The sequence below is a fragment of the Marinomonas epiphytica genome, from assembly GCF_054780655.1.
This window is the reverse complement of the sequence record NZ_BAAGVX010000038.1, coordinates 1-22090: the sequence shown is the minus strand read 5'-3', so window position 1 is coordinate 22090 and position 22090 is coordinate 1. Positions and strand designations below refer to the sequence as shown.

General features: G+C 43.8%; 16 protein-coding genes, 1 tRNA gene and 1 riboswitch. Of the genes, 15 read left to right on the top strand and 2 right to left on the bottom strand.

The window, feature by feature from the left end; all coding sequences use genetic code 11:
- Positions 1-68: 68 nt before the first annotated feature.
- The gene (metK, locus tag ACYVGZ_RS12515; RefSeq protein ID WP_460756072.1) at positions 69-1232 is read right to left on the bottom strand and encodes a methionine adenosyltransferase; all 1164 of its coding nucleotides are present in this window, start codon (positions 1230-1232) and stop codon (positions 69-71) included.
- 77 nt (positions 1233-1309) lie between these two features.
- Positions 1310-1385: riboswitch (SAM riboswitch) on the bottom strand.
- 216 nt (positions 1386-1601) lie between these two features.
- On the opposite strand from metK, the gene tkt reads away from it, so the two are divergent.
- From tkt to serA, 11 genes are all read left to right on the top strand, one after another.
- Positions 1602-3602 carry a transketolase gene (gene tkt, locus ACYVGZ_RS12510; protein WP_460756069.1) on the top strand — a complete coding sequence of 667 codons (2001 nt, stop codon included), beginning with the start codon at positions 1602-1604 and terminating at the stop codon, positions 3600-3602.
- 89 nt (positions 3603-3691) lie between these two features.
- Positions 3692-4705, top strand: a complete 1014-nt coding sequence (locus ACYVGZ_RS12505) for a type I glyceraldehyde-3-phosphate dehydrogenase (RefSeq protein ID WP_460756067.1) — start codon at positions 3692-3694, stop codon at positions 4703-4705.
- A 73-nt stretch (positions 4706-4778) separates the two neighbouring features.
- Entirely contained in the window at positions 4779-5939 is a 1161-nt protein-coding gene (locus tag ACYVGZ_RS12500) for a phosphoglycerate kinase (protein WP_460756064.1), read from the top strand.
- A 273-nt stretch (positions 5940-6212) separates the two neighbouring features.
- Positions 6213-7280: a class II fructose-bisphosphate aldolase gene (fba, locus tag ACYVGZ_RS12495; RefSeq protein WP_460756061.1), complete on the top strand. Its 1068-nt coding sequence runs from the start codon at positions 6213-6215 to the stop codon at positions 7278-7280.
- Positions 7281-7379: 99 nt separating this feature from the next.
- A tRNA-Leu gene (locus ACYVGZ_RS12490) sits at positions 7380-7464 on the top strand.
- Positions 7465-7600: 136 nt separating this feature from the next.
- On the top strand, positions 7601-8695 hold the full coding sequence (locus ACYVGZ_RS12485; RefSeq protein WP_460756058.1) for a type 1 periplasmic-binding domain-containing protein: 1095 nt from the start codon (positions 7601-7603) through the stop codon (positions 8693-8695).
- The gene (locus ACYVGZ_RS12480; RefSeq protein ID WP_460756055.1) at positions 8683-11256 is read left to right on the top strand and encodes a hypothetical protein; all 2574 of its coding nucleotides are present in this window, start codon (positions 8683-8685) and stop codon (positions 11254-11256) included. The genes ACYVGZ_RS12485 and ACYVGZ_RS12480 overlap by 13 nt, the downstream gene beginning before the upstream one ends.
- A gap of 9 nt (positions 11257-11265) precedes the next feature.
- Complete coding sequence (gene mtnN / locus ACYVGZ_RS12475) at positions 11266-11961, top strand: 5'-methylthioadenosine/S-adenosylhomocysteine nucleosidase (protein WP_460756052.1); 696 nt, start codon at positions 11266-11268, stop codon at positions 11959-11961.
- 6 nt (positions 11962-11967) lie between these two features.
- Positions 11968-12942 (top strand): hypothetical protein, encoded by a 975-nt coding sequence (locus ACYVGZ_RS12470; protein WP_460756050.1) that lies wholly within the window; start codon positions 11968-11970, stop codon positions 12940-12942.
- A gap of 85 nt (positions 12943-13027) precedes the next feature.
- The gene (trmA, locus tag ACYVGZ_RS12465; RefSeq protein WP_460756048.1) at positions 13028-14122 is read left to right on the top strand and encodes a tRNA (uridine(54)-C5)-methyltransferase TrmA; all 1095 of its coding nucleotides are present in this window, start codon (positions 13028-13030) and stop codon (positions 14120-14122) included.
- Positions 14123-14260: 138 nt separating this feature from the next.
- Positions 14261-15490, top strand: coding sequence for a phosphoglycerate dehydrogenase (serA, locus tag ACYVGZ_RS12460; RefSeq protein WP_460756045.1), 1230 nt, complete (start codon positions 14261-14263; stop codon positions 15488-15490).
- Positions 15491-15557: 67 nt separating this feature from the next.
- Here serA and ACYVGZ_RS12455 read toward each other — a convergent pair whose 3' ends face one another.
- Complete coding sequence (locus ACYVGZ_RS12455) at positions 15558-17453, bottom strand: methyl-accepting chemotaxis protein (protein WP_460756043.1); 1896 nt, start codon at positions 17451-17453, stop codon at positions 15558-15560.
- A gap of 366 nt (positions 17454-17819) precedes the next feature.
- Here ACYVGZ_RS12455 and ACYVGZ_RS12450 point away from each other — a divergent pair, with 366 nt between their 5' ends.
- The 4 genes from ACYVGZ_RS12450 (at position 17820) to ACYVGZ_RS12435 (ending at position 21765) form a co-directional block, all read left to right on the top strand.
- Positions 17820-18932 carry an extracellular solute-binding protein gene (locus ACYVGZ_RS12450; protein WP_460756040.1) on the top strand — a complete coding sequence of 371 codons (1113 nt, stop codon included), beginning with the start codon at positions 17820-17822 and terminating at the stop codon, positions 18930-18932.
- 78 nt (positions 18933-19010) lie between these two features.
- The gene (locus ACYVGZ_RS12445; RefSeq protein WP_460756038.1) at positions 19011-20087 is read left to right on the top strand and encodes an ABC transporter ATP-binding protein; all 1077 of its coding nucleotides are present in this window, start codon (positions 19011-19013) and stop codon (positions 20085-20087) included.
- A complete protein-coding gene (locus ACYVGZ_RS12440) occupies positions 20087-20974 on the top strand; it encodes an ABC transporter permease (protein ID WP_460756035.1) in 888 nt (295 codons plus the stop codon). Before ACYVGZ_RS12445 ends, ACYVGZ_RS12440 begins: the two co-directional genes overlap by 1 nt.
- Positions 20971-21765 (top strand): ABC transporter permease, encoded by a 795-nt coding sequence (locus tag ACYVGZ_RS12435; RefSeq protein ID WP_460756032.1) that lies wholly within the window; start codon positions 20971-20973, stop codon positions 21763-21765. Before ACYVGZ_RS12440 ends, ACYVGZ_RS12435 begins: the two co-directional genes overlap by 4 nt.
- Positions 21766-22090: the final 325 nt, after the last annotated feature.

Here is a 22090-nt window from a genome sequence, read left to right as displayed (position 1 = left end):
TTACATGGGTGGCAAAAAAAAGCCCTCTCATCCCATATCGGAAGAGAGGGCCATTCATTTAGAAAAAATTATAAGCCAGCTGCTTTACGCAGTACATCTGCTTTATCTGTTTTTTCCCAAGTGAAGTTATCAGCAGTACGGCCAAAGTGCCCATAAGCGGCAGTAGGTAGGTAAATCGGGCGCTTCAGGTCGAGCATTTCGATTAATCCAGCAGGGCGTAGGTCAAAATGTTCACGAGCGAGTTTAACGATTTCAGCATCACTGATTTTGCCTGTCCCAAATGTGTTAATGCTGATTGAAGTAGGCTCAGAAACACCAATGGCGTAAGACACCTGAATTTCACATTTATCGGCCAGCCCTGCAGCGACAATGTTTTTAGCAACGTAACGACCTGCATAAGCCGCAGAACGGTCAACTTTGGAAGGGTCTTTACCAGAGAAGGCACCACCACCATGGCGGGCCATGCCACCATAAGTATCTACGATGATTTTACGACCAGTCAGGCCACAGTCACCCACTGGTCCGCCGATGATGAATTGGCCTGTTGGGTTGATAAAGTATTTCGTCTGCTCGGACAGCCACTCTTCAGGTAATACCGGTTTGATGATTTCTTCCAGTACAGCTTCGCGCAAATCATCTTGTTTGATTGCGGCGCTGTGCTGGGTAGATAGGACAACCGCGTCTATTGCGCAGGGTTTGCCATTTTCGTCGTAGCGGAAGGTAACTTGGCTTTTTGCGTCTGGGCGTAAGAAGTCTAAGGTGCCGTTTTTACGCACTTCAGCTTGGCGTTGTACTAGGCGATGTGCATAGGTTACCGGCGCTGGCATTAGAACGTCAGTTTCATTGGTGGCAAAACCAAACATTAGGCCTTGGTCACCCGCTCCTAGCTCTTTTTCATTGGCTTCATCAACGCCCACAGCAATGTCGGCAGACTGCTTTCCAATGGCATTCATAACAGCACAAGACTCCCAGTCGAATCCCATGTCTGAACTGTTGTAACCAATTTCTCGGATAACCCCTCGGGAAATTTCTTCAATGTCGACCCAAGCGTTGGTTCGGACTTCGCCTGCGACTAAAACCATACCGGTTTTTACCAGTGTTTCACAGGCAACACGAGCTTCAGGGTCTTCAGCAAGAATAGCGTCAAGAATGGCATCTGAAACTTGGTCTGCAATTTTGTCTGGATGGCCTTCAGAAACGGATTCCGAAGTAAATAAAGTGTAATCTGACATGTAATTAGTGCCTCTATCAAAATGATGGATAAGCGCTAAAAAGGCATAAAAAAACCCGCTTAGCATGAACATGAGCTAAACAGGTGTATCGCTTCTGTTTAGCTGCTTTTATATAGCGTCCGCAAGCCGAAACAAATCGACGCTGTTAAGGTGGATAATAATGCATTAAAACTTTGTAATGTTCAAGTTTAAGAAGTGATTATAGGGAGCCAAACTGGTTCTTTTTTGCTAGGATGGAGGGATTCTAATGCCATTTTGCGCATCTGCCCTATAACTGGGCGTGATTCTGCCTGAAAGCGAATAAGCCAACCGGCTTTCGGGTAGGAAATGGATCTTAAATAGTTCAAAGCTACTAGGAGTAAAATAACAATGCCGTCTCGTAAACATCTTGCTAATGCTATTCGTGCCCTGAGTATGGATGCCGTTCAGAAAGCAAAATCAGGTCATCCAGGCGCCCCTATGGGTATGGCAGATATTGCTGAAGTATTGTGGAACGATTTTCTAAAGCACAATCCAACGAATGCTAAATGGGCTGATCGCGACCGTTTTGTACTTTCTAACGGTCATGGCTCAATGTTGATTTACTCACTATTGCACTTGTCAGGATATAACCTGCCAATGGAAGAGCTCAAGCAGTTCCGCCAATTGCACTCAAAAACACCTGGTCATCCAGAGTATGGCTACACCGAAGGGGTAGAGACCACGACCGGCCCGCTCGGAGCAGGTATCAGTAATGCTGTGGGTATGGCGATTGCTGAAAAAACGTTAGCAGCACAGTTCAACCGTGAAGGCCATGAAGTTGTTGATCATAATACTTACTGCTTCCTTGGTGATGGTTGTTTGATGGAAGGTATTTCTCACGAAGCCTGTTCTTTAGCGGGAACTTTGGGGTTGGGTAAATTGGTTGCGTTTTGGGACGATAATGGCATTTCTATTGATGGCCATGTAGAAGGTTGGTTTACAGATAACACACCTCAGCGTTTTGAGTCTTATGGTTGGCACGTTATTGCTGATGTTGATGGCCATGACCCTGAAGCCATTAAAGCAGCTATTGAAGCAGCAAAAGCTGAAACTAGTAAGCCAACATTGATTTGCTGTAAAACAATTATCGGCTTTGGTTCCCCAAATAAATCAGGTAGCCATGACTGCCATGGTGCGCCACTAGGCGAAGAAGAAATTGCCGCAGCACGTGAATTCCTAGGCTGGGAGCATGCTCCTTTTGAAATTCCTGCTGACGTATATGAAGGTTGGGATGCAAAGCTTGCTGGTGCCGAGCAAGAAGCACAGTGGAACGAAAAACTTGCAGCATATAAAGCGGCTTACCCTGAACTCGCAGCGGAATTTGAACGTCGCGTCCTAAAAGGTGAACTACCCGCTGACTTTGAAGCGAAAGCGCAAGCTTACATTGCAGAATGTCAGGCAAAGGGTGAAAACATTGCTAGCCGTAAAGCGTCGCAGAATGCGATTGGTTTCTTCGGTGCTATGTTGCCTGAGTTGTTGGGTGGTTCGGCTGACTTAGCGGGTTCCAACCTGACACTATGGTCTGGCTCTAAAGGCATACAAGAAGATCCAGCAGGCAACTACGTATTCTACGGGGTTCGTGAGTTCGGTATGAGCGGTATCATGAACGGTGCTTCTTTGCATGGCGGTTTCATTAATTACGGCGCAACCTTCATGATGTTTATGGAGTATGCGCGTAATGCGGTTCGTATGTCGGCCCTAATGGGTATTCAGAACGTTTTTGTTTACACTCACGACTCTATTGGTCAGGGTGAAGATGGCCCGACTCACCAGCCTGTTGAGCAACTTGCTAACTTACGAATGACACCAAATATGTCGGTATGGCGCCCATGTGATGCGACCGAAACAGCCGTTGCTTGGAAAGCTGCAATTGAGCGTCGTGAAGGGCCAACCTCCTTGGTATTTTCTCGTCAAGGTTTGCCTGCTCAGACACGTGATGATGCGCAAGTCGCTAATATTGCGAAAGGTGGCTACATTCTTAAAGATTGTGCGGGAACGCCAGACCTTATTCTGATCGCGACAGGTTCAGAAGTGGCACTTGCCATTGAATCAGCGCAAGCACTTGCCGAAACGGGTAAACAAGTACGTGTTGTATCTATGCCTTCAACGAGCGTTTTTGATGCACAGGACGATGCTTACAAAGCTTCTGTCTTGCCTGCGACTGTTAGAAAACGTGTTGCTATTGAGGCGGCTCATGTTGACTACTGGACTAAATATGTTGGCTTCGAAGGCGCAACAGTTGGTATGTCTAGCTTTGGTGAATCAGCGCCAGGTGGTGATTTGCTGAAGCACTTCGGCTTTACTGTTGAAAATGTTGTCGCTACGGCAGAGAAAGTACTGTCTGCATAATAAGATTAAGAGGAGCCACCTAGGTGGCTCCTTTCTTACGTAACAACCAAGGTTGGATATTAGATCCACCAGTGCGATGAAGTAGGATTATGTTGCGAGTCGCTATAAATGGCTATGGCCGTATTGGTCGCTCAGTGTTACGAGCACTTTACGAGAATGGCTATCGAGACCACATTCAGGTGGTGGCCATAAACGAACTGTCTGATATTGAAACCATCAGCTATCTTACCCGTTATGATACGACCCACGGTCGATTTCCAAAACCCATTTCAACCAAAGATAACAGGTTAATTATTGGAGACGATGAAATCTTGTGCTTTTCATGCCCAGAGGCACAAGCATTATCTTGGTCTTCTTTGGGGATAGACATGATTCTGGAATGTTCGGGTAGTTTTTCAGACCGACAAGGTGCTGAGCACTATTTAACTTCGGGCATTGAGCGTATCTTATTGTCACAACCAGCCGATGCGGATGTTGATGCCACCATTGTCTATGGTTTTAATCAACAAGACATTTCGCCGGCTCACAGGGTGGTGTCGGCAGCGTCTTGTACCACAAATTGTTTACTACCGGTTTTAGATACCATTAGGTGCCAGGCAGGTATTGAGCATGGCACTACTCAGACGATTCATTCAGCGATGAACGATCAGCCCGTGATAGATGGCTATCATACGAAAGATTTACGATTAACTCGGGCTGCACTTAGTTCAATAATTCCTGTTGATACAGGGCTTGCCAAAGGGATTTATCGCATGATGCCTCAATTAGAAGGCAAGATGGCTTGTAATGCGGTGCGGGTACCTACCCTGAATGTTTCTGTGATTGACCTAGTTCTTAGAACGGAGCAGCAGGTTACGGTTGCTCAGGTAAATGATTGGCTACAACAGGCCTCAGTGGAAAAATATTTTGGTTTGATGGGATTCACTAATGAGGCCCATGCGTCAGTTGATTTTAACCACGATTCTCGCTCGGTCATAATTGACGGCACGCAAACCAAGGTGATTGATGGACGCATGGTGAAGTTGCTGTGCTGGTTTGATAACGAGTGGGGCTACGCGAATAGAATGTTAGATGTGACCAAATACTGGGCATCTATAGAATGATCATAGGTTTGTCCTAGCGAATCAACTTGCTAGGACTTGTAAGTATTTTTTAGTGATAGGACGAGGAATCAAAATGACCATAATTAATATGACAGACGTGGCGTTATCAAATAAGCGTGTGTTAATTCGTGAAGATTTAAACGTACCTGTGAAAGACGGCAAGGTAACCAGCGATGCCCGTATTCGTGCGGCATTGCCAACGATCAAGCTGGCGTTAGAAGCGGGTGCGAAAGTGATGGTTATGTCTCATTTAGGTCGCCCGACGGAAGGGGAATATGATGAGCAGTATTCTTTATTACCTGTTGCTAATCATCTAGCTGAATTGCTGGGCCAAGATGTACCGTTAGTAAAAGATTGGCTAGAAGGCGTTGACGTTACGCAAGGGCAGTTGGTGTTACTGGAAAATGTTCGTTTTAATGTTGGCGAAAAGAAAGATGACGAAACATTGTCTAAAAAAATGGCGGCCCTGTGTGATGTTTATGTAATGGACGCTTTTGGCACTGCGCACCGAGCTCAAGCCTCAACTCATGGTGTTGGTAAATTTGCCCCTGTTGCTTGTGCAGGGCCACTGTTGGCAGCAGAGCTTGAGGCGCTAGGCAAAGCTCTGGACAACCCAGCACGACCATTGGTTGCTGTAGTAGGCGGTTCAAAAGTGTCGACAAAGCTTACTGTGTTAGAGGCTCTGTCTAAAGTGTGTGATCAACTAATTGTAGGCGGTGGCATTTCAAACACCTTTGTCGCAGCTCGAGGCCACAATGTGGGTCAATCTCTGTATGAAAAAGACTTGATTCCACAAGCTCAGAAGCTGATGGCAAACCTAGATATCCCAGAAGTTACCGATGTGCGAGTGGGGACTGAGTTCTCTGAAACCGCCGTAGCAACGGTGAAGCCAGTTGACCAGGTTACCGATCAAGAAGAAATTATGGACTTAGGACCTGAGTCAGCGCAAGCTCTGGCTGAGGTTTTGAAAGGTGCGAAGACCATTCTTTGGAACGGACCATGTGGTGTTTTTGAGTTTGATAATTTCTCAAAGGGCACTGAAGTTGTCGCACAGGCTATTGCTCAGAGTGATGCGTTCTCTGTCGCGGGCGGCGGTGACACCCTAGCGGCAATTGATAAGTACGGTCTTGCTGATCAGGTGTCTTATATTTCTACTGGTGGTGGCGCGTTTTTAGAATTTGTTGAAGGAAAAGTGCTTCCAGCTGTTGCGATGTTAGAGTCCCGCGGGCAATAATAGTAACCAAGAGAATGGCGTTAGATCATTCCACATAATAAAAGGCTATGAAGCCTACTTATATCGGCCTGATGTTAGGAATGTCGGGCCAATATAAAACGAAACTAGAGAGTGACCTTCTTGGCAAACGCCAAGTATGACGATAAAGGCGTAACACCAGTTTATAGCTGTATGCGCCGCTATAAATATAAATAAACTTAAAGATTAGCATGAGGCTAATCTTATCTTTTGTCGTGTCGGCAGAAGATCTATTGTCAGTCAGAGGAAACTTGTATGCCTTTAATTAGTATGCGTCAATTGCTCGATCATGCCGCCGAGCATAGTTACGGTCTACCAGCCTTCAATGTAAATAACATGGAGCAGGTAAAAGCCATCATGGAAGCGGCCAATGAAGTTAACTCCCCTGTTATCATGCAGGCTTCAGCGGGAGCGAGAAAGTACGCAGGCTCACACTTTTTACGCCACCTTATTGCTGCCGCAATTGAAGATTTTCCTCATATTCCAGTCGTAATGCACCAAGATCATGGTACATCTCCTGCCATTTGTCAGCGCTCTATTCAGTTAGGTTTCTCCTCGGTCATGATGGATGGTTCATTGGAAGCAGACGGTAAAACGCCAGCTTCATATGAATACAATGTTGACGTGACACGTCGTACTGTTGAGTTCGCTCACGCATGTGGCGTATCTGTAGAAGGTGAACTAGGTTGCCTAGGTTCTCTTGAAACGGGCCAAGCGGGCGAAGAAGACGGTGTCGGTGCGGAAGGCATTCTTTCTCATGATCAGATGCTGACAGATCCACAAGAAGCGGTGGATTTTGTTAATGCAACGGGTATTGATGCGCTTGCTGTGGCTATCGGTACGAGCCATGGTGCTTATAAATTCACTCGACCACCGACTGGAGATATCCTAGATATAGAGCGTATTAGCAAGATCGCTGAGTTATTGCCGAATACGCACATTGTATTGCACGGCTCTTCTTCGGTGCCGCAAGATTGGTTGTCTATTATTAACGAGTTTGGTGGCGACATTCCTGAGACCTACGGTGTGCCAGTAGAAGAAATTGTGAAAGCGATTCGCTACGGGGTACGCAAAGTTAATATTGATACGGACTTGCGTTTAGCAGCAACGGGGGCGATTCGTCGTAGCCTTGCAGAGCATAAGGGTAACTTTGACCCAAGAAAGTACTTAACTGAGAGCATTAAAGCGATGAAAGCGGTTTGTATTGACCGCTACGAAGCATTTGGATGTGCTGGACAAGCGTCACGTATACAAACAATAGACTTAGAAGAAATGGCGGTACGCTACGAGCATGGTGAGTACTTAAACGGTCGTAATTTCTAGACTAAGGGGAATGTTTTAAGGGAATTGTGTTTTATTTTAAAAAAAGTTAAAAAATGCTTGACCCATAGAATGATTTGCCTATAATGCTCGCCATTCCTTGCGGGAGTGGTGGAATTGGTAGACACGCTGGATTTAGGTTCCAGTGCTTCACGGCGTGAGAGTTCGAGTCTCTCCTTCCGCACCATATTTAAAAAAGCCGACTTTATGTCGGCTTTTTTTCGTCTTCAGGTTAGCAAAACTTCTCTAAAATATTCAAAGCTTTCTTTCATCCTAGCTAATTGATTAAAATGTTTCTTTCTTTATAACGTTGGCCCCGAAAGATGAGACTACACATTGCTCGCTTAGCTCTTTTCTGTCTAATTTGGATGAGCAGTATTTCGAGCGCAGCAAATTTTCAATCTGGTTTTATTGAGATTGATGACTATTTCTCGGCTTCGCCTGAGCAAAAACTATTAACAGAGCAATTAGAAAGCATTGTCAGTCGCCCACCTGTCCCTCTTGCTAGAAGGATGGAGAAGGCTATTCGTATAGTGATTGTATTATCTGGGCCTGAAACAAGTGAGCGCAACCGCTCTTTGTTGGCCATTTTCAAGCGTCGAATGAGAGAGTTGAGGATAGACTATCGGTTGGATGTGTATAGTGAATCGACCACACCTTCGTCAGCAAGCATTATCGGTAGCTATGATCGGATTACAGAAATTCAGCCAGATTATTTGGTCATTACTGATACTGGTCCCTTGCAATTTCGCTTTGTTGAGCGTTTTTTACGGCGCGGCAAGCCTAAAGTCATTTATTATAATTTATCTATGCCTCTGAAGAATTGGCAACATCATTCTCCATTAATGTATTTGGGGTTTGATGAAACTAAGGTTGCCCATAGGCTAGCTCGCATCTTACATGATCGGCTGTCTTCGGAAGCCGAAATGGATGCTTTTGTTCTGCCGCCAAGTTACTTGGGGCATCGTAGGTGTAATGCTTTCCTAGATCAAATGGTGGGGTTAGGCCATCACTTCAGGTACATTATTGAGGTAGAAGACGATGCTCAGCATACCTATCTAAAAGCCAAGCAAGTGATTACTACACCTAGCGAGTTCATTTTTAGCTGTACGCAAAATATTTCCAATGGCATTCAAATGGCTCTACAAGAGCTGCCTTTCAAGGTAAAAAGCAAAACAAATCACTGGAGTGAGAGTGCGAAGCAGAATACCGATGGCTTTGTTGTTAGTGGGATTTATTGGCGTGATGAACTGACGATTGCTTTAGTGGAAGGGATAAAGCTCGATCTACTGGGGAGAAGAGTTCCGAAGTTGATGATAGGTAAAGTGACCTTTTGGGTAGGCGCAGACCGTACTAGTTTAGTATTACAGACTCAACGAGATGCAAATAAAGATACGGGGCCTGTATGGAAACAATAAGCTTAAAGAAGAGGTTACTCCAACAGTATATGTTGGTGTTGGGTATTGTGTTTTTAGCTTTTGCTCTCACTACCTTATATGTTGACGCTTCACAGGCTAAAGATAAAGCCAAACTTGAATTGGAAGTAAGTCACCAGGCGGTAGAGCAGGCATTTAATACTTACCTCACCCGTGCTGAATACGAAGTCAACTTCATTGCTCAAGATATCAGCTTACGTTCGCAGGAAAGTATGGGGACACTTGAGCGCTTATTTAGAAATCACGACGTGCTCTTTTTGGGTGGTTTAGATTTTTTTTATATATCGTGGCAGAACGGTGATTTTTCTGTGGACCCCCGTAGTCGCCTTTACACACGATCAGGGTTAGAGAACTTAAGCCAAGGAGCTAGGATTGATCAGTGGTCGAGTTTGACGACGTCTGATAACGCCAATTTATTGGTGTTCAAGAAAAAATTAGTTTCTGATCAAAAGCATAACCTTGGTTTTCTATACGGTTACGTATCACTCAATGACAACCTTACATTAGCTGGTGAGTTAATTAATAGCTCGGGAGTAGATGGCTTGCGTATTTTAAAGGAGCCGTCTGACACACAAGCACTATTAGAAGCCTTTTCGGAAAGCCAGAGTTTTGAATCGTTGGACTTTTTCTCTATGAGTCCACTAAAGATCGAAGCTGATGCAGGATTATATTTAGAAGTGGGGCAAAGCAGAGAAAAGGATTTATCAAATTATAGCAATGTTCTGCTAATTATTTTGAGTGGGCTTGTGCTCGTTGTTTTGCTTTATTTGGTTGTAGCAAAATATATTGAGGCAAAAGTGCTGGTACCACTTAGTGCTTTACGAGCTGGTGGAAGAAGTCAGATTCCGTTCACCGAATTAAAACCTTTACAACAGCAGCATTTAGTCCACCAAAGAGTTCTGGAAGCGGATAAAAGGCGTTTTCAAGCACTATTAGAAATGAACCAGAGAGCGGTGATATTCTGTAGTGAAGTGGCACAAGTTATCATTATAAACAAAGAAGCAAAACGATTGTTTCCAGGTTATCAGAGGGCTAAAACCTTATTTGACTTCTTTCCTGTACAAGCTCATCAAGAGGTGCGTGACGTATTAAAAGGCATCCCCCAGGCTTCATTCAAGTTACGTATTGATGGGAGTGACTCGCTTTTTGAATGGCAGGTTCGTCCATTTATTAATGAGAGCTCTTATCGGGGGTTGATGCTGGTAGGTCAGGATATAACGGACAAAGAGAGTTTAACTTGGCAACTTATGCAACTGAGCCCTGAATCTGGTTATATGCAAGAAAAGATTGAAAGTCAGTCGCTTCTAAACGAAATGGCTTATTTATCGAGTTTGACTGGCGAAGCGGTCGTGGACGATCTACAGGGCTGGATTAGGCTATTATTGTCCATTTTTGATGATCTAAATGAGCACTCAGATGAGACTAAAAACGTTCTGTTAGGCGAATTGATTAGTTCAGAACACAGTAAAATTCTACAAGAGCTTACTACTATCAACCAAGTCTTAGAGCTGGATTGTTCAACAGAAACTGGGTTGTTAGAAATACCTTGTGGCCGCTCATTGGAAGTTTTAGTCAGGCTATTTCTCATGTTGTCGGTCACTCAGGGAGACGGGTGTAAGCTGAGGGTAAGCCCTTTGCAGCAAGGTCTAGAATTGAGCATACATGAAGCTGACTTGTCATCTCGGCCTTTATTAGACTGGGTACTTAATCGATTACTTGATAAGTTGGATGGGGAGCAGCGTAAGCAGAACGACAGAGGGGTAACCATATGTTTGCCTTTAACTGCCAAAGCAAGTCCAAAAGTAGATCTACCAGGAGATTTTTGCGTTGCACTGATCGGACAGAGTAATGAATATGCACCTCAGCTTCTTGAGTTATTACAAGGCCTAGGGGTGTTCGTGAACTGCTATCAGGATGCGGAGCAGTTTTTCGCGCAATCTAAGAAAACAAGTCGTTTTGATGCCGTGTTTGCTGTGTCTTGTCAAAATGAAGAGGTACTGACGAAGCTAACTCGATCTATTAAAGATCAGTATGGTTCAAAGAGTATGCCGTTGATTTGGTTAACTTGTTATAATAATGCAATACAAGATCCAAGTGTGTTCTCACTACAAAATGGTTTAAGTGAGTTCCATGTATATCAAGCTCTAGTGTACGCGAGTCAGCAAAGTCCTATTATCCCCTTATCGTTTCACTACCAAGGCGTGGCGTGGATTTTGATAGGGGGGAGTAGAGTTCAAAAAGCGGTACTACAGGCACATTTAACAAATTATTCTATTCCCTCTCAAAGCTTTGATGACCTTAGCGACTATGAGGGGATATTGTCGTATTACATGAATGCCACAATGGTCCTTTTAGAAGAACAAGACGAAGACCTTTTATCTGAGGTTCAACAGCGTTTTCCTGATTTAAGACTAATTACTTTACAGGAGTCAACGTTATCTAATTGTGCATTCGTGACAGCATTTAAGCTGCAATACCCTTACTCTTTTGAACAAGTGAAAAGGCTGGTAGATCAAGTTAATGAAAGTATTACTGAAAATTAGGGGAGAAGCATGAGTGTGATCGGGTTAATTGGTGCGATGGATGAAGAAGTCGCTGTAATTAAAGGCTGGATGCAAGATGTAACAGAAGAAGTAGTTGCTGGTTGTCTGTTTTATCGTGGCCTCTTTGAAGGTAAAGAAATTGTGTTACTGCAATCCGGTATTGGCAAGGTCAATGCGGCCATTTCGACAGCACTGTTACTTTCTAAATATCAACCAGAGTATGTGATTAATATTGGCTCTGCTGGTGGCTTTGACCCTGACTTAGAGGTCGGGGATGTAGTTATTTCAGACAAAGTGGTTCATCACGATGTGGATGTGACAGCTTTTGGTTATGAGTTAGGCCAGGTGCCAAATATGCCAGCCAGTTTTCCGGCGGACGATGGCTTGCTTAAGTCGGCACTTGATGCCGTTCAAGCAGTAAATAGAGTGAAAGCAAAAGCCGGAACCATTGGTACAGGCGACAGCTTTATGAGTGACCCACAAAGGGTGGCCGCAGTGCGTTCCGCTTTTCCTGCAATGGTTGCTGTTGAAATGGAAGCAGCGGCAGTCGCACAAACCTGTTATAAATTCTCAACACCGTTTGTGGTAGTCCGCTCCTTGTCTGATATCGCAGGCAAAGAGTCACCACAGAGCTTTGAAGACTACTTGAAAGTTGCTGCCGAGAATTCATCTCTAATGATTCAGCAGATGTTAAAGCAGGGCTGATTAGAGATGATAAGCACAGGGCGCTTTCTGTTAGCAAGTTATGTTAGTGTGCTTTGCATGCCGAGTTGGGCGCAAGAGTTAACTGAGCCTGACCCTAACGCGCAGAGTGAGCACTCTAAAGCTTGGTGGTATTCTTACCATGCGAAAGCGTCTTCTAAGGTGGCTTCTTGGGCTGGCAACATTGATGACTATCTATCTGGGCAAGAGAGCGGGCTATCAGAAGACAGCTATGCGCGTTTGCGGATAGGTTCAACCTTCAAGGAAGAAGGTGAATACAGCGGTTTTTTTGATTTCAAAGCAAGGTTAAAGTTACCTAATACTCAGGATCGCTTACGGCTCATCATTGAGTCTGATGGTGATACCCTCACACAAGACAATCTTTCTGGTGAAGCGTCTGAGAATACCGGTATAGTTGACTCTGCCTTGGACTCTAATATTGCCGCTGCCCTGCGTTATGCAAAAGAAGAATGGCATGCCGACCTGGATGCGGGGATTCTATTAGCATTTCCATTAGACCCTTTTATTCGCTTACGTCTACGTCAAGGCGACTATAAAGAGGGCTGGTATTGGCAGCAAGGGCAAGAAGCCTTTGCTTACTATTCTGAAGGGATTGGCGCGCGTTATGAGGTAAAGGCAGGTCATCGCCTTAGCACTCAGCATGATATTGGTGCTAGCTTTGCGTCCACTTGGTTAGACCAAGAAAACACTCTTTACTTGCGGGAAAACCTGTATTTTTTTCATCAACTGAACGATAAAAGTGCATTTACCTATCAGTTGAGCTTTTTACAAGAAGGTAAGTCGAGCATTAAAGCAGAGAGTTATTTGTTTTTTGTAGACTACCAGCGCAAGCTGTTTAAAAACTGGTTAGTTGGCCATGTGAAACCCCAGACTTTGCATGAGGTGGATAATGACTTTAACTCAGAGCTTTCCATTACCTTATCGCTAGAAGTGTTGCTCGGGCAGAAATATTTAAACCAATAAGGATATCCGTTCCAGCGTTGGCTTTGTGTATGCGGAACTCGTATAATTTCGCGCCAAGACCATACCTCAGCGCGAAGAGAGCACCATGAGACCAGATCAAATTCAACCCGAATTGTACGAAAGCCAATTTGCGGAAAAACAGTCACAACTTCATCAATTAATGTCTGGCTTGAATTTGCCAGACTTAGAAGTGTTCCCTAGCCAGCCTGCATATTACCGTATGCGTGCAGAATTTCGTATTTGGCACGATGGGGACGATCTGTTCTATGCCATGTTTGACTCCGAAGATCCTAGGACTCCCATTCGAACGGATCAATTCTTAGCGGCCTCAGAGCAAATTAACCAACTTATGCCGAGGTTGCTCGATGCGGTTCGAAATGTACAGGTGTTGCGCTATAAGCTATTTCAAGTCGACTTTCTGACGACCACTACTGGCGAAGCGTTAATCAGCTTGCTTTATCATAAACCTATTGATGAAGAATGGCATGATGCGGCAAAAGCTTTGTACGCTCAGTTTCCAGAGTGCCACTTTATAGGTCGTAGCCGTAAAAAGAAGCAGGTGCTGACTCGCGATTTTGTGATGGAAACACTAACGGTCAATGGGCAAAAATTTCATTACCAACAAGTAGAAAATAGCTTTACCCAACCTAATGCTGGCATCAGTGAAAAAATGCTGGAATGGGCGCTAGATGTTACTGCTAACGATTCTGGTGATTTGTTGGAAATGTATTGTGGAAATGGTAACTTTTCTATCCCGTTAGCACGTCAGTTCGACAGAGTTGTAGCAACGGAAATCTCAAAGGTATCCGTCAACTCCGCACAGTTGAATATTGCGATTAACGGGATGAAGAATGTCCAAGTGGTAAAAATGGCAAGTGAAGATGTATCGGCGGCCCTGAACGGCGACGCCGAATTGCCAAAAAGCCTGATTCAAGCAGGAGTCGATGAACTGTCACCCTCTGTTGTTTTGGTCGATCCACCAAGAGCGGGTTTAGACGATGCGACAGTAGAGTTGATTCGAAAAGTGGATAAGATCCTTTATATCTCCTGTAACCCAGTTACGCTTAAAGCGAATTTAGAGTCCCTAGCGTCGACCCATAAAGTAACTCGTTACGCTATGTTTGACCAGTTTCCTTATACCCACCATGTTGAAACGGGTGTGTATTTAGAACGAATGTAACTTAACCGTGCGGTCAGTAATGAAAATGGCTCTCAATAATATGAATGACTTGATCGCACCATAAGCACGAATTAGATTTGTTGTGTGATATGATAGGTCACACATTTTCCTCACCACCAAAGAGAAGTCGAACCAGCCATGAGCATCACCTCACTAAATAAAGACAAGATCAAAATTTTGTTATTAGAAGGCGTTCATCAATCAGCATTAGATGCATTGCATGACGCGGGTTATACGAACATTGAATACCATAAAACTGCACTAGCTGAAGATGAGCTAATTAGTAAAATTAGTGACGCGCATTTTATTGGTATCCGTTCGCGTACTCAGTTGACTGAAAAAGTCTTGAGCCATGCCAATAAGCTTGCGGCGATTGGCTGTTTTTGCATCGGTACTAACCAAGTTGACTTAGATGCGGCCAGTGCTAAAGGCATCGCCGTATTTAATGCCCCTTTCTCTAATACTCGTAGTGTGGCCGAGTTGGTTATTGGTCAATTGATTTTGCTACTGAGAGGGATTCCTGAAAAAAATGCCGTTTGTCACGATGGTGGCTGGTTGAAATCTGCGGTAGGGTCTTACGAAACACGTGGCAAGCGCTTAGGTATCGTAGGTTATGGCAGTATCGGTACTCAGTTAAGTGTCTTGGCGGAATCTTTGGGTATGGAAGTCTGCTTCTATGATATTGTCACCAAGCTTCCTTTAGGTAACGCACGCCAAATTAAGAGCTTAAAAGAGTTGTTGTCGACTAGTGATGTGATCAGTTTGCATGTTCCGGAAACCGCGTCGACCAAAATGATGATTGGCGCGAAAGAAGTGACCCAAATGAAGCAAGGTGCCATTTTCATTAATGCTTCACGCGGTACGGTGGCAGATCTAGACGCTGTTGCTGAGGCGATTAAAGCTGGCAACTTAAGTGGTGCGGCTGTGGATGTATTCCCAGTGGAGCCAAAAGGCAACACTGAAGAGTTTGTTTCACCCTTACGTGGACTTAAGAACGTTATTCTGACTCCGCATATTGGTGGTAGCACAATGGAAGCGCAAGAAAATATTGGTGTGGAAGTAGCAGAAAAACTGATTAAGTACTCAGATGTGGGTACCACAATTGCATCGGTAAACTTTCCTGAAGTTGCATTGCCTGCACAAGCAGATAATCACCGCATTCTTCATATTCACCAGAATCGACCAGGTGTGCTATCGAATATTAATGCTATCTTTTCAGAGCATAATATCAACATTACGGGTCAGTACTTACGTACTTCTGAAAAGCTAGGCTACATGGTGATGGACGTAGATTCGGATACTGGCGAATTTGCACTTGAGAAGTTAAAAGAAGTCTCTGGCACTATTAAGGCACGTGTTTTGTTCTAAGTACATTGCCTATCTGCTCTGCTAAAAATCCAGCCTCGGCTGGATTTTTTTATGGTGCTTTGGTGGTTTAATGAATGCCAAGTGTTGTGGTGATATGCTGAATTTTTTGTTCTGTGCTGAGGGTCATTTCCGAAATAAAACATTCAGATTTATCGGCTTGTGAGCGAACCTTTTCTACAGCTTCGCTAAGGTCGTTCATTCCCTGTTTCTGCTGTGCAGCATAACCTGTTGCTTTCTGAGCTAAGAGAGAGGATTGATCTGATTTCTCCAGTACCTCTTGAGCGGATTGACCTAAGTCATGAGTTAAAGACCTTTGTTCAATGGATGCTTGCTCAATGAGTTCAATGTTATCGTTAAGCTTACTGGTTGCAGCGGTTAACGAGGAGAATATCGAGGTGATTTCTTCAAGAGACTGTTGTGTACGGCTCGACAAATTACGAACCTCACTGGCGACAACCGCAAAGCCCCTACCATGTTCTCCTGCTCTGGCCGCTTCAATGGCAGCGTTTAATGCCAGCAAATTTGTTTGCTCTGAAATGTCTCTGATGCCACTGACAATGGAAGCGGCATTTGATACGGAGCTGGTCAAGTTCTTTAAAGAGTTTTTACTGCTGTCTAAGCGCTCTGCCGTTGCCTGGTGGGCAAGGCTGAGGGATTCTGCTTGCTCAACACTGTTTTGCATTGCGCTGTGAGTTTCCATTGCATAGCGTTCAACATCTTTTGCTCGCACTTCGGCTTTATTGGCTAATATATCAACTTGGTTTGCTAAGATGAGGGTAGATTCAAGATCTTGCTTTGAAGAGGCACTTAAATCGTGAACTTGCCCAAAGGCGTCTAGCATGCCATTTAAAGAGCTAGATATATTCTTAAGCTCGGTATCCCTTTGCTGGCGTTGAACCGCCATTTGCTCTAAATATACGTTTAAGTAGCGAGCGACATCTGACAACTCATTCTGTTGGTTGCCTACTTTTATAGTGCTGGTGTTCTCATGATCGACTAAATCTTTTACGGCGGTATATAAACTGTTGGCACTCTTCACAACGACTCGACTTAAAAATTGGTGCACGGTAACAGTGACCAACAACATGATTAGTACAAAGCTGGCAAAAGCGATGATGGTATTTTTTTGTGTACTGGCGATTGTATCTTGGATGGTATGAGAACCTTGCTCAATAATACTTTCAAGCTCGACGATTCGACTGCGCAGCGTTTGCTGAGCGAGGGCAGCTTTTTCAATGTTGTCCAAGCTCACATTGATATCTTTTAAGTAACGGTTAGACCAAGCGCTTAACTCATTTTTTGTTTCTTCTAGTGGGTCCTCAATCGTTTCATTGTCCTCATCAGCCCACCCCATAAGGGCGGACAAATCGTCTTCTGTGCTGCTCGTGTTGGTGTTATCAAGATCAAGAACAGGTAGGGTATTTAAGAGTTCTGTGTTTTGTATGAATTGGCGAATGGATTGAGTTAGCAGAGTCTCATTATTTGTGTCACGCTGTTTAAGGTAGTTGTGCTTAGCTTGGCTCATATTTGAGAGAGCGTTGTATAGGTCCGCTTGAATGCTTAGGTAATCAAGAGCCTCTTCTTTTGAGTGGTTTGTGATGAATGCTTTTACTTTAGTTGTCAGTGTGTCGAGTGATAAGCGAATTTGTAGCTCATTGTTTTCAATGAGTGCATAGGGGGTTCCAGATAATTTACCGGCGGCCCGCACATCACTTTGCAGACTCTGGTCTATTAAAATCAACTGCTCTTCTATAGGGGCTTGTACGGGGGCTGGCAAATCCTTTAAAGCTGGGTAGATCGTGTGCTTAATAAAGTCGCTTGCTTCTTGTAATGCCGAAGCTTCACCGGATGTTAAATAACCTTCTACAAGTTGATTCAGCTCTACGGCCGCATCTTGCCATAGCTGATTATAAGCCCGGCTTTGATCAAAAGCGTCGCGGAACTTTATTAAGCTCCAAGTCATAAGAGCAGCCAACAGAGTTGCAATAATGAAATAACTGATGGTAGTTGTTCTTGTAACGCTTGAAATTTTCAACTTAAAGAGCACCTTGTTACATAAAATTACGAAGCAAGGATAACTATCTATTGTTACCGTTTCGTTACAAAGATCATCGGTTTTTAATGAGTGTTTAACGTTTCATTATCTATTTTTTTGGTGTAAACGGAGGTTGAGCGTGAAATTCTCCACGAGAATGAAATATTTTAGTCATCATTTGGTCATTTAACTGTATTAAATTTGATATTGTTATTAAAAGCTTATTTAATAAAAAATGAGTTATCGAACTATAAAATTAATTTACTACTCAAAAGTACGCAAAGGAGTTATCGCATGAATGTCTCTCGTCGTCAGTTTGTGAAAAGTGCCTCAGTCGCCGGTGCGGTTGCCGCGACACCTTTTTCAATCAACAGTGCTATTGCTGCAAATAAAGAACTGCGCATTTATGCGTGGGCTGGTTACATTACCGATGAAATGCTGGCTGATTTCAAAGCCAAAACAGGTATTAACGCAACCTTTACCCCTTATGGTACTAACGATGAGCTTATGAACTCATTGCGTGCTACTGATGGCACGGGCTTTGATATTATTATGCCTACCGTAGACCGCGTGCCTGGTTATGTAGATTATGACCTTGTTCAGCCTCTAGATACATCTCGTATTAACTGGGATGGCTGTTTGGATAGCGCTATCAGTGGCTCAGAAGTAGGTGGAGTTGTTGGTGGTAAGCGTTACTTTGCTCCTGCAGATTGGGGTACTGAAGCCATTGCTTACAACACAGATTACGCTAAGGCTGATCCAAAGAATTTGAGCTACGGTGATTTGTGGTTACCGGAAAACGCTGGTAGTGTTACCGTACGCGGTCACTCTTCTTTAGTCGGAATTGGTTTATGGCTAGAAAAAGCAGGTAAATTGCCTTTCCCGTTGCTTGATTCTTACAAGAACGAGAAAGCGATGCGCGCAAATTTTGATGTGATCCTAAAAGTGGCGACAGAGCATAAAGCATCTATTGCACAGTTCTGGTCAACAGAAAATGAAGCGCAAGGTGCTTTCCGTACGAATGGTGCAATCATTGGCCAAACTTGGGATAGCACGGCATTTAAACTGAAATCCGAAGGTGAGCCGGTTGCTTTCGGCGCACCAAAAGAAGGTGCTTTAGCGTGGATGGAAGGTTTTGTCATTCCTAAAAACGCTAACAATGTGGATTCTGTCTACGAATTCATTAATTGGTACTACACACCAGAAGCGGGTGCTATGTTTGTCGAATCTACTGGTTACAACTCTACTTCAAAAGGAGCAGATGCATTATTGCCAGCAGCGACTAAACAGTTCTTCCAAGACTCTTATACTGAGCAAGATCTCGCTAACCTTTGGTGGTGGCCTATTCAAGAACCTTGGTACGTTGCACTTCGTAACGAATATCAAGACCGCTTTTTATCAGCTTAAGCTGAGTATGTTCAAGAAATCCTCGTTGGCTTAATCGCCAGCGAGGATTTTTGTTTCTTTTATCTATTGGGGAGTTATATGGATAGCAGTGTTCATTTAGATAATGTTGTTATGCAATTTGGTGATTTTACTGCCATTCAACAAACAAATCTAAACATCGAGTCGGGTGAATTTTTTAGTTTTTTAGGGCCTTCAGGTTGTGGTAAAACCACTATTCTGAACATGATTAGTGGTTTTCTAGACCCTACTCAAGGCGATGTAAAAATTGGTGGGCAGTCAATGCGAGGAGTGTCTGCGAATAAGCGCCCTACTTCTATGATTTTCCAAAATTTGGCCTTGTTTCCGCTCATGAGTGTAGCGGAGAATATCGAGTTTGGATTAGAAGTTCGTGGTGTGTCTAAGGCTGAGCGTAAAAAAACCTCAGATCGCTTATTGGAGCTAGTGGCCTTAGACGGTAGTGGAACAAAGCGAGTATCTGAACTTTCTGGTGGTCAAAAACAACGTATCGCCATTGCGCGGGCACTAGCCGTAGAGCCACAAGTATTACTTCTGGATGAGCCGCTTTCGGCATTGGATTTAAAACTGCGCCAACATATGCGCACGGAATTAAAAGAAATACAGCGCAAAACGGGTATTACCTTTATCTACATTACTCACGACCAAGGTGAAGCATTGACCATGTCTGACCGTGTCGCTGTTATGTCTGCAGGACGAATTCAGCAAGTTGCCAACCCTATTGCTTTGTATCGCGATCCACAAACTGCTTTTGTAGCCTCTTTTGTGGGAGAAAATAATCAGTTAACAGGTAAGGTTGTTAGCTGTCAGGACGGCTATGCTCAATTGGATTGTGGTGCTCTAGGCACTTTGTCTGGAAAGGTACAAGGGAACCTCAACATAGGTACGTCTGCAGACTTATTTATACGACCTGAGCATTTCCGGGTGCACGCTAACGAATCAACTCATACATTGAAAGCCACAATCGAAGAAATTAACTTCGAGGGGGCTTACATTACGCTAAATACTAAACTGAAAAGTGGCGAAATGGTTTCCGTTCAATTAGGTGCGCATCAGTATAGCGATAACCTTAAGCCAGGCGTTGAACTCGGCTTCTCCTATAATCAGCAAGATGCCATCATAATGGCTGGGGGCGAGTAATGTATAAGCAACTTGCCGAACGATTTGGTAGTAGCTTAACAGTAGGCATTATTGGGATGGTCTCAATTTGGTTGATTGGCATGGTCATTCTTCCGCAAATTTTGATGATAGATTATTCCTTTAGGCCCAACCTGTTACCAGCAGAGCAGGGTGGTCCGAAAGACGTTTACTCGTTAATTAACTATGACACCTTATTCAATAACTCTATTCACCTTGCGATCTTCTTTAAGACAATTTGGTCAAGTGTACTGGTGACCTTGCTTACGTTGCTGGTGAGTTACCCTATTGCCTTTTACTTGGCGAAAGTGGCAACACCCAGACAAGCCGCTTTGTGCTTGCTTTTACTTATTATTCCTTTTTGGATCAATGAGATACTTCGCACCTTCTCCTGGTACATCATTTTGGCTTATAAAGGGCCATTAAATGCTTTACTACTAAGCCTGAACTTAATAGATCGACCGATTCGATTTTTGTCTGGAGATGGTGGCGTTATGATAGGTATGGTTTACGCATACATCCTCTTCATGGTGTTTCCTATTTATAATGCGATCGAAAGCTTAGATACAAATCAGATCAAAGCCGCGCGTAATCTTGGTGCTGGGTGGGGAAAAACCCACTTTCGAGTGATAGTGCCGCACGCTAAACCAGGTATAGCAACTGGCTGCATTATGACTTTCATGTTGGCGGCGGGTAGTTATGCTGTGCCGGCTTTATTGGGGTCACCCGGTAGCCGTTGGTTTACACAAATCATTTATAACTGGTTCTTTGAAGGGGGGAACTGGAACCAAGGGGCAGCCTACGCGTTTATTCTACTTATTATGTGTATTGGTTTTATTGCCTTCGTGATGCGTGTCTTTAAAGTTGGTTTGGGGGATATTGCAAAATGAAGTCAGAATCTATCATGCGTTTGGGTGTTCGCTTCTACATAGGTATCTTTTTCTTATACTTGTTCACACCTCTTATCATTATGGGGGTAGCCACCTTTAATGATAGCCGATTCCCTACAGTGTCCCCTTGGAAAGGTGCCACACTTAAATGGTTTGAGGCCTTAGCTCAAGATGGTGCTATGTGGAAAGCCTTATGGACAAGTGGTCTTGTTGCATTAGGGGTGCTCTTATTGGCTGTGCCAATTGGTATATGCTGTGCGTTGCTTTTATCAACCTATCAAGGTCGTAGTAAGAGCTTTATTTATGCGCTTATGATGTCACCACTCTTAACGCCTGGTGTCATTGTGGGGATTTCTACCTTAATATTTTGGAAAAGCATGTCAGTAAGTGGGGGGATCTTTCTTACTGTTGTTGCGCAAACAACCTTTATCGCCGCTTATGTCATGTTGATGGTGTTAGCTAGGTTGCAACGTTTCGATCGTACATTGGAAAATGCCGCGTTGAGTTTAGGGGCGACGCAATGGCAGGCCTTTAGACGTATATTGCTACCTTATTTAAAGCCAGCCATTATCTCAGCAGCAGGTATTGCTTTTTTACAGTCGTTTGAAAATTACAACACTACGCTATTTGTTAAAGGATATGACACGACATTAACAGTCTATATCGCGTCCAAAGTGAGAACGGGATTAACGCCAGCGGTCAATGCGTTAGGTTTGGTCATGATCTCGATAACCGTAATATTAGCGATTGTGTATGAGGTGAAACGCCGTAGAGAGCAAGCAGAAAACTAACCTCACCTTGTAAGCTAAGCCCTTGGGGTTATTTCCAAGGGCTTTTTTATGGGTTTCTGTATGAAAAATAAGCAAAAACTCCAATGTTTGGTTGTGAAACATACAAATGTGACGGTTTTATAAATTAATTCCCTTTTTTTTAAAAAAGTACTTGCACTAAATCTGTAGATCCTTAATATACGCCCTCGCTGACACGGATAGGGCTTTAAACTCTTACAGAGATTGAGTCGCTTAAGTGTAACGGCAACGCTCTTTAAAATAGATAATCAGATAATTTGTGTGGGCGCTCGCTGGAGGCTTCAAAAAATATTGAAGTCTTACGAGA

Bases quoted from the DNA above. Each gene is read 5' to 3' on its own strand.
- metK (WP_460756072.1), bottom strand. From the start codon at position 1,232: ATGTCAGATTACACTTTATTTACTTCGGAATCCGTTTCTGAAGGCCAT.
- tkt (WP_460756069.1), top strand. From the start codon at position 1,602: ATGCCGTCTCGTAAACATCTTGCTAATGCTATTCGTGCCCTGAGTATG.
- ACYVGZ_RS12505 (WP_460756067.1), top strand. From the start codon at position 3,692: ATGTTGCGAGTCGCTATAAATGGCTATGGCCGTATTGGTCGCTCAGTG.
- ACYVGZ_RS12500 (WP_460756064.1), top strand. From the start codon at position 4,779: ATGACCATAATTAATATGACAGACGTGGCGTTATCAAATAAGCGTGTG.
- fba (WP_460756061.1), top strand. From the start codon at position 6,213: ATGCCTTTAATTAGTATGCGTCAATTGCTCGATCATGCCGCCGAGCAT.
- ACYVGZ_RS12485 (WP_460756058.1), top strand. From the start codon at position 7,601: ATGAGACTACACATTGCTCGCTTAGCTCTTTTCTGTCTAATTTGGATG.
- ACYVGZ_RS12480 (WP_460756055.1), top strand. From the start codon at position 8,683: ATGGAAACAATAAGCTTAAAGAAGAGGTTACTCCAACAGTATATGTTG.
- mtnN (WP_460756052.1), top strand. From the start codon at position 11,266: ATGAGTGTGATCGGGTTAATTGGTGCGATGGATGAAGAAGTCGCTGTA.
- ACYVGZ_RS12470 (WP_460756050.1), top strand. From the start codon at position 11,968: ATGATAAGCACAGGGCGCTTTCTGTTAGCAAGTTATGTTAGTGTGCTT.
- trmA (WP_460756048.1), top strand. From the start codon at position 13,028: ATGAGACCAGATCAAATTCAACCCGAATTGTACGAAAGCCAATTTGCG.
- serA (WP_460756045.1), top strand. From the start codon at position 14,261: ATGAGCATCACCTCACTAAATAAAGACAAGATCAAAATTTTGTTATTA.
- ACYVGZ_RS12455 (WP_460756043.1), bottom strand. From the start codon at position 17,453: ATGACTTGGAGCTTAATAAAGTTCCGCGACGCTTTTGATCAAAGCCGG.
- ACYVGZ_RS12450 (WP_460756040.1), top strand. From the start codon at position 17,820: ATGAATGTCTCTCGTCGTCAGTTTGTGAAAAGTGCCTCAGTCGCCGGT.
- ACYVGZ_RS12445 (WP_460756038.1), top strand. From the start codon at position 19,011: ATGGATAGCAGTGTTCATTTAGATAATGTTGTTATGCAATTTGGTGAT.
- ACYVGZ_RS12440 (WP_460756035.1), top strand. From the start codon at position 20,087: ATGTATAAGCAACTTGCCGAACGATTTGGTAGTAGCTTAACAGTAGGC.
- ACYVGZ_RS12435 (WP_460756032.1), top strand. From the start codon at position 20,971: ATGAAGTCAGAATCTATCATGCGTTTGGGTGTTCGCTTCTACATAGGT.